Source organism: Gluconobacter sp. Dm-62, from assembly GCF_018256155.1.
Lineage (GTDB): Bacteria > Pseudomonadota > Alphaproteobacteria > Acetobacterales > Acetobacteraceae > Gluconobacter.
Genome location: NZ_JAERLY010000045.1, coordinates 1 through 6,350, shown reverse-complemented (window position 1 = coordinate 6,350; position 6,350 = coordinate 1). Strand labels below are relative to the sequence as shown.

Annotated in this window: 7 protein-coding genes; 6 read left to right on the top strand and 1 reads right to left on the bottom strand. The window is 56.5% G+C overall.

What is annotated here, in order from left to right:
* On the top strand, nt 1–975 hold a 975-nt coding region (gene arsB / locus JK202_RS16115; protein ID WP_211562497.1), incomplete at its 5' end, for an arsenical efflux pump membrane protein ArsB.
* A 21-nt stretch (nt 976–996) separates the two neighbouring features.
* Nucleotides 997–1,695, top strand: coding sequence for an arsenical resistance protein ArsH (gene arsH / locus JK202_RS16110; protein ID WP_010505757.1), 699 nt, complete (start codon nt 997–999; stop codon nt 1,693–1,695).
* Nucleotides 1,696–1,878: 183 nt separating this feature from the next.
* Here the strand turns inward: arsH and nhaA are convergent, their stop codons facing one another.
* On the bottom strand, nt 1,879–3,084 hold the full coding sequence (gene nhaA, locus JK202_RS16105; RefSeq protein ID WP_062499618.1) for a Na+/H+ antiporter NhaA: 1,206 nt from the start codon (nt 3,082–3,084) through the stop codon (nt 1,879–1,881).
* A 419-nt stretch (nt 3,085–3,503) separates the two neighbouring features.
* Between nhaA and frmR the strand changes: the two genes are divergently transcribed.
* From frmR to fghA, 4 genes are read left to right on the top strand one after another with little or no spacing between them, the layout of a single operon-like run.
* Nucleotides 3,504–3,779, top strand: a complete 276-nt coding sequence (gene frmR, locus JK202_RS16100) for a formaldehyde-responsive transcriptional repressor FrmR (RefSeq protein WP_025829448.1) — start codon at nt 3,504–3,506, stop codon at nt 3,777–3,779.
* 41 nt (nt 3,780–3,820) lie between these two features.
* Nucleotides 3,821–4,930, top strand: coding sequence for an S-(hydroxymethyl)glutathione dehydrogenase/class III alcohol dehydrogenase (locus JK202_RS16095; RefSeq protein WP_211562495.1), 1,110 nt, complete (start codon nt 3,821–3,823; stop codon nt 4,928–4,930).
* A gap of 59 nt (nt 4,931–4,989) precedes the next feature.
* Nucleotides 4,990–5,391 carry a VOC family protein gene (locus JK202_RS16090; RefSeq protein ID WP_003618982.1) on the top strand — a complete coding sequence of 134 codons (402 nt, stop codon included), beginning with the start codon at nt 4,990–4,992 and terminating at the stop codon, nt 5,389–5,391.
* Between the two features lie 24 nt (nt 5,392–5,415).
* A complete protein-coding gene (gene fghA / locus JK202_RS16085; RefSeq protein WP_211562493.1) occupies nt 5,416–6,243 on the top strand; it encodes an S-formylglutathione hydrolase in 828 nt (275 codons plus the stop codon).
* The last annotated feature ends 107 nt before the right edge of the window (nt 6,244–6,350 follow it).

Here is a 6,350-nt window from a genome sequence, read left to right as displayed (position 1 = left end):
TTCGCCAATGACGGCGCGGCCCTGTTGCTCACGCCCATTGTCATTGCCATTTTCACTCAACTCCGCCTGAGCCATACCGCAGCCCTGGCCTTCATCATTGCGACTGGCTTCGTCGCAGACACCACAAGCCTGCCGCTGGTGATTTCCAATCTGGTGAACATCGTCAGCGCCAATTTCTTCCGCATTGCGTTCGATCGCTATGCCGCCATCATGGTCCCCGTCGATCTGGTAGCACTTGGTGCAACGCTTGCCGTCCTGTGGCTGTGGTATTGGCGGCAGGTGCCTGCGACCTATCCCGTCGCCGAACTGCCAGCACCCGCCACGGCCATTCGTGACCACCATGTATTCCGGGCGGCATTTCGGCTGCTGGCCCTGGTTCTGGCGGCCTATTTCCTGACCGCGCCGTTTCATATCCCGGTCTGTGTCGTAGCCTGCCTGGCCGCCGGAATCCTCTTGCTCGTCGCCGGATATGGCCGGGTCATCCCTGTTCTCAAGGTGCTGCGGGGTGCCCCATGGCAGATCGTGATCTTCTCGCTGGGTATGTATCTGGTGGTATACGGCCTGCGCAATGCCGGGCTGACCGACTACCTTGCAACCGCACTGGTCTGGCTTGGTCATCAGGGGACGTTCGCTGCCACGATAGGCGCCGGCTTTCTGGCGGCTGTTCTGTCGTCTATCATGAACAATATGCCGAGTGTGCTGGTCGGGGCGCTGGCGATCCAGCAGGCTCACGACATCACGCCGCTGACACGCGACCTGATGATCTATGCCAACGTCATCGGCTGCGATCTCGGGCCGAAATTTACACCGATCGGCAGTCTCGCCACGTTGCTGTGGCTGCATGTGCTGGCATCCAAAAATCATCGGGTCACATGGAGGCAGTATATGAAGGTCGGACTGGTGATCACCCCGCCCGTCCTGCTGGCAACACTCGCGGCGCTGGCCCTATGGCTGCCCCGGATCAGTCACCCGTAATACACGACAGGACCGATATATATGACCGAACCTGAGCTGCCAGCCTTGCATCCGGAGTATCTTGAACCGGTCGATCTCGCGCGGCTGGAACCGCAACCGCGTGTGGACCATCCGCCGCGTATCCTTCTGCTCTATGGCTCTTTGCGTCCCCGCTCGTTCAGCCGCCTGCTGGTGCTGGAGGCAGAGCGCATTCTGAAAGTCCTCGGCGCCGAGACACGGGTGTTCGACCCGACCGACCTGCCGGTAGCGGATTCCGTGCCCGCGACCCATCCGAAAGTGCAGGAACTGCGGAAACTCTCGATCTGGTCGGAAGGTCAGGTCTGGTGCAGCCCCGAACGGCACGGCAACATCACTGCCGTGTTCAAGAACCAGATCGACTGGCTGCCGTTGTCCGAAGGCTCAATCCGCCCGACGCAGGGCCGTACGCTGGCGGTCATGCAGGTTTCGGGTGGATCGCAGAGCTTCAATTCCGTCAATGGCCTGCGGGTGCTGGGCCGGTGGATGCGGATGTTCACCATCCCCAACCAGTCCAGCGTGCCAATGGCCTATACGCAGTTCGGTGACGATGACCGCATGAAGCCGTCCCCCCTTTATGACCGGATGGTAGATGTCATGGAGGAACTGATGAAATTCACATGGCTGCTGCGCGACCGGGCCGACTATCTAGTGGACCGCTATAGTGAACGTAACTCGGAACACCGCTTGCCTGAAAAGCTATGAGCCGGGCTGGCGCGCATTTCTGGCATACGACGTCGGCTTATCAAAACCCTAAGCGACCCACCTTACGACCGAGATGAGGGCGACCGCCGCTTGTCCGCACGGCTCCTGTTGAGCGGACAAGCGGTTTAGGGGGGACAGCAGAATGTTGGCTCCGAGTGGTATCTCTCTCGTACCGGACATCCTCTATTGAGAAGGTAGCCGGTCGTGTTGGGGTAAGAAGCGTAACCAGAGCCACCCCATCAGGGCAGACAAAACAGAGCCGGCAAAGATGCCCATCTTGGCTGGGGTCACAAGATCTGATCCGGAAAATGCCAGATTTGCGATAAATAGACTGATCGTGAATCCAATGCCACACAGCAGCGAAAGACCAAACAACATCCCCGTTGGCGTTTCAGCCGGAAGCGTGGCGATCTTCAGATGGGTCGAGAGTATTGTTACACCAAAGACGCCGACCGGTTTGCCAACGATCAGTCCTAACATAATCCCGAGCGGAGCAGCCTCCAGCATCATGTCCGGATGAACGCCAGCTAGTGAAACACCCACGTTCATGAAACCGAACAGCGGTAGAACGACCCAGGTAACGAACGGGGTCAATGCAGAAGATGTCCGATCGAGTGGCGTAGCCTGTCTGGCATCCATTCCTGAGGTGACTGCCGGAAGGCATAGGCCGGTGATGACCCCAGCAAGCGTCGGGTGCAGACCGGAATCCAGAAGCGCCACCCACAACAGAACGCAACCGGTGCCGTAGCTCCAGAGGGTTCTGATCCCAACCCTGTTCGCGCCGACCAACGCTGCAGTCACGATCACGACCGCGATCAGCGCCGGCCAATACAGAGCGCTCCCATAAAACAGGGCGATCACCACAATCCCCAGCATATCATCGAAAATGGCAAGCGCCATCAGCCAGGCCCTGGCTCCCGGCGAGACATGCCTTCCAAGAGCAAGGATGATTGGCAACGTGAACGCAGCATCCGTTGCAACAGGAACGGCCCAGCCGCGTGTCGCTTCTGGATGCCCGCATGTCACCAGCAGATACGTCAGGGCAGGCACGATCATTCCACCCAATGCTCCGATAAGCGGAAGGGCGATGCGGCGTAGTGATGAGAGGTGCCCAGATACAATTTCCTTTTTGATTTCGAGAATGACCACCAGAAAAAACAGGGTCATGAGCCCGTCAGAGACCCAGGCGTCAATGTTTTCTGGCCCCCGCTTTCCCAAGATGGGCAATTTCATGGGCGCTGTTATCAGGGTGCCGTAACCCGACGCCCATGACGAATTCGCCAGGACAAGACCCAACAGGGATGCAAGCATGAGGACAGACGCCCCACCTGCGGGAGCGGCCAGAAAACGTCGGATATGCACTGTGGGCGCAACAGAAAATTTGCTCATTTCTCTTTGTTGAATGAGACAGGCTTCCACACAAGCCTGTAGAGATGCGCTACCTTGTCATAATGTTTCTATTAACGCCCGATTTTCGGACGACCGTTTAACGCGGTTTATGTCCGGCTTGTAGGCGTAAGCAGCAGGTCCGCTTACGCCTCATGTCGGTCGTTTGGACCACAAGGTTGTTTGCCAAATAGCGGACATCAGCGCTTCAAAGCCTCGTTGCAGAGATTGTCTGGATCTCACTAATTGTACCTCTTGAATGATCCCAAGACACAGACGGGCAACCCATGGACGTNGATGAAAATTTCAGCGATACGGAATTGTGATCGGATCATATGACAAGCACGCCCTTGGATCCTCGTCATACTGCCCTATAGTATGACAAGGATACTCAAGGGTAGTATATTCGGGAGTAAGCGTTCGTGCCGCACACACCAGCTGAGAAAAAGCGCGTTCTGACTCGCGTGCGCCGTATTCGCGGGCAACTTGATGCGCTGGAACAGGCTTTGGAGAAGGGAACTGATTGCGGTCCGGTGCTGCAACAGGTGGCGGCTATCCGGGGAGCGATCAACGGATTAATGGCCGGTGTTCTCGAAAGCCACCTGCGGGAAGAATTTGTTGAGTGTGCCGGTGATCGCGATGCTGCCAGTGGTTCGATCGAGAATGTGGTGTCACTCGTTCGATCCTATCTCCGGTAATGCCCTCGATGCTGGCTGATAGGTTATTTGGAGAAAAAATCATGAAATCACGGGCCGCAGTTGCTTTCGAGGCGGGTAAGCCCCTTGAGATTGTCGAGATCGATGTAGCACCTCCTCGTGCTGGTGAGGTGCTCGTGCAGATCACGCATACGGGTGTGTGCCACACTGATGCGTTTACCCTGTCAGGGGATGATCCCGAGGGACTGTTCCCAGCCGTTTTGGGTCACGAAGGCGCGGGAATTGTCATCGAGGTCGGAGAAGGGGTCACCAGCGTTGCCCCCGACGACCATGTCATTCCGCTTTACACGGCGGAATGCGGTGAATGTCTGTTCTGTAAGTCGGGAAAAACCAATCTCTGCATTTCAGTGCGCGCCACACAGGGTAAAGGTGTGATGCCGGATGGCACGACACGCTTCTCCTACAAAGGTCAGCCGATCCATCATTACATGGGGTGTTCGACGTTCAGCGAATACACGGTTGTCGCCGAGGTTTCTCTGGCAAAAATCAATCCCGCATCCAATCCAGGGCATGTCTGTCTGTTGGGATGTGGCGTCACCACAGGGATTGGTGCGGTACACAACACGGCCAAGGTGCAGCCGGGAGATACGGTTGCCGTCTTCGGTCTGGGCGGGATCGGTCTGGCGGTCATTCAGGGAGCGCGACAGGCAAAGGCTGGCCGGATTTTCGCTATTGATACCAACCCGGAAAAGTTTGAACTTGCCAAGGCCTTCGGTGCTACGGAGTTCCTCAATCCGAAGGACTACGACAGACCGATCCAGCAGGTTCTGGTGGAAATGACCGGCTGGGGTATTGATCACACCTTTGAATGTATCGGCAACGTCAATGTCATGCGCGCGGCGCTGGAAGCCGCGCATCGTGGATGGGGGCAGTCGATCGTCATCGGAGTGGCAGGGGCCGGTCAGGAGATATCAACCCGTCCCTTCCAGCTTGTGACGGGGCGTTCGTGGCGCGGCTCGGCTTTCGGTGGGGTCAAGGGACGCAGCCAGCTTCCCGGCATGGTCGAAGATGCCATGCGTGGCGATATCGAACTTGCGCCTTTCGTAACCCACACCATGCCGCTCGAAGACATCAATACGGCCTTCGATCTGATGCATGAAGGAAAATCCATTCGTTCCGTCATTCATTTCTAAGGTCTGCGTCTCACCGCGCAACATCATTTCCAATGGTTGGAAATTACAGGAGAACGATCATGGCAGTTATTTCCGGTGACGGTGTTTTCTCTCACGTTTTTCTTGGGGCAGTGGATACTGCGGTATCCGCGAAATTCTATGACGCCGCGCTTGCGGCTCTGGGCATAAAAAACCTGGGGCCGTTCGGGCATGGGTGGATTCTGTATGGCCGCGAAAAGCCAGCCTTCATCATTGCACGTCCAGGCAACGGTGAAGCGCCCTCAAGCAACGGTGTCACCATCGGTTTTGCAGCAGCGACACCCGCCGAAGTGGAGGCTTTTCATGCTGCAGGTCTTGCCAATGGGGGAACCGATGAAGGCGCACCCGGCCCGCGAAGCCACTTACCGGGCGCTTACGCTGCCTATCTCCGGGATCCGGCAGGGAACAAGATCTGCAGTTATACCTTCACGGACGGTAACTGACATGCGCAAAAGGCAGTGAGAGCCATGGAACGCAAGGAAACACACGCCTCTTTTGGGGGCGTGCAGGAAGTCTGGCGACACAAGTCCGTGTCGTTGGGTGTGGAAGCAAACTTCGCGATCTACCTGCCCCCGCAGGCAAAAACTGAAAAGGTTCCCGTTCTTTACTGGCTCTCCGGTCTGACATGTACGGAGCAGAATTTCATTGGCAAGGCTGGCGCGCAACGCGTGGCCGCAGAACTGGGCATCGCCATTGTCGCGTCGGATGCCAGTCCACGGGGCGTGGGTGTGGCTGATGACGATGCGTACGATCTTGGACAGGGTGCCGGATTTTACCTCAATGCGACGCAGGAGCCGTGGGCTGCGCATTATCGGATGTATGATTACGTCGTCACGGAACTTCCTGCGCTGATTGAGGCGAGCTTTCCGGTTACGCAGCAGCGAGGCATTGCGGGACATTCGATGGGTGGATTTGGCGCCATCATGATCGCGCTGCGTAATCCTGGCCGCTATCGTTCTGTGTCAGCCTTTTCACCCATTGTGGCGCCAACGCAGGTACCATGGGGTGAAAAAGCATTCAGTGCTTATCTGGGGCCGGATCGTGCCAGTTGGGCAGCCTATGACCCGCTTGAACTTGTGCGGACAGCGAAGGAAAGACTGCCTGTTCTGATAGATCAGGGTCTGGCGGACCAGTTTCTGAAAGAACAGCTCAGGCCAGAACTGTTCCAGGAAGCCGCACAGAATGCAGGGCAGGAACTCATCCTGAATCTTCGTCCTGATTACGATCACAGCTATTATTTTGTAGCCAGTTTTATTGCAGATCATCTCAGATATTTCGTGAGTAAACTACGATGAATAGATTGTCAGTTTTTTGGATCTGGAATTTTCTGGCTTTGAGTGGAGATAAAATCTGTTAGGGGCATCTTTCAAACTGTGAAATCAGCTGGCAGCTTTCCGCACCT

Excerpts from the sequence above, each read along its gene's own strand:
- arsH (WP_010505757.1), top strand. The coding sequence starts at position 997 with ATGACCGAACCTGAGCTGCCAGCCTTGCATCCGGAGTATCTTGAACCG.
- nhaA (WP_062499618.1), bottom strand. The coding sequence starts at position 3,084 with ATGAGCAAATTTTCTGTTGCGCCCACAGTGCATATCCGACGTTTTCTG.
- JK202_RS16095 (WP_211562495.1), top strand. The coding sequence starts at position 3,821 with ATGAAATCACGGGCCGCAGTTGCTTTCGAGGCGGGTAAGCCCCTTGAG.
- JK202_RS16090 (WP_003618982.1), top strand. The coding sequence starts at position 4,990 with ATGGCAGTTATTTCCGGTGACGGTGTTTTCTCTCACGTTTTTCTTGGG.
- fghA (WP_211562493.1), top strand. The coding sequence starts at position 5,416 with ATGGAACGCAAGGAAACACACGCCTCTTTTGGGGGCGTGCAGGAAGTC.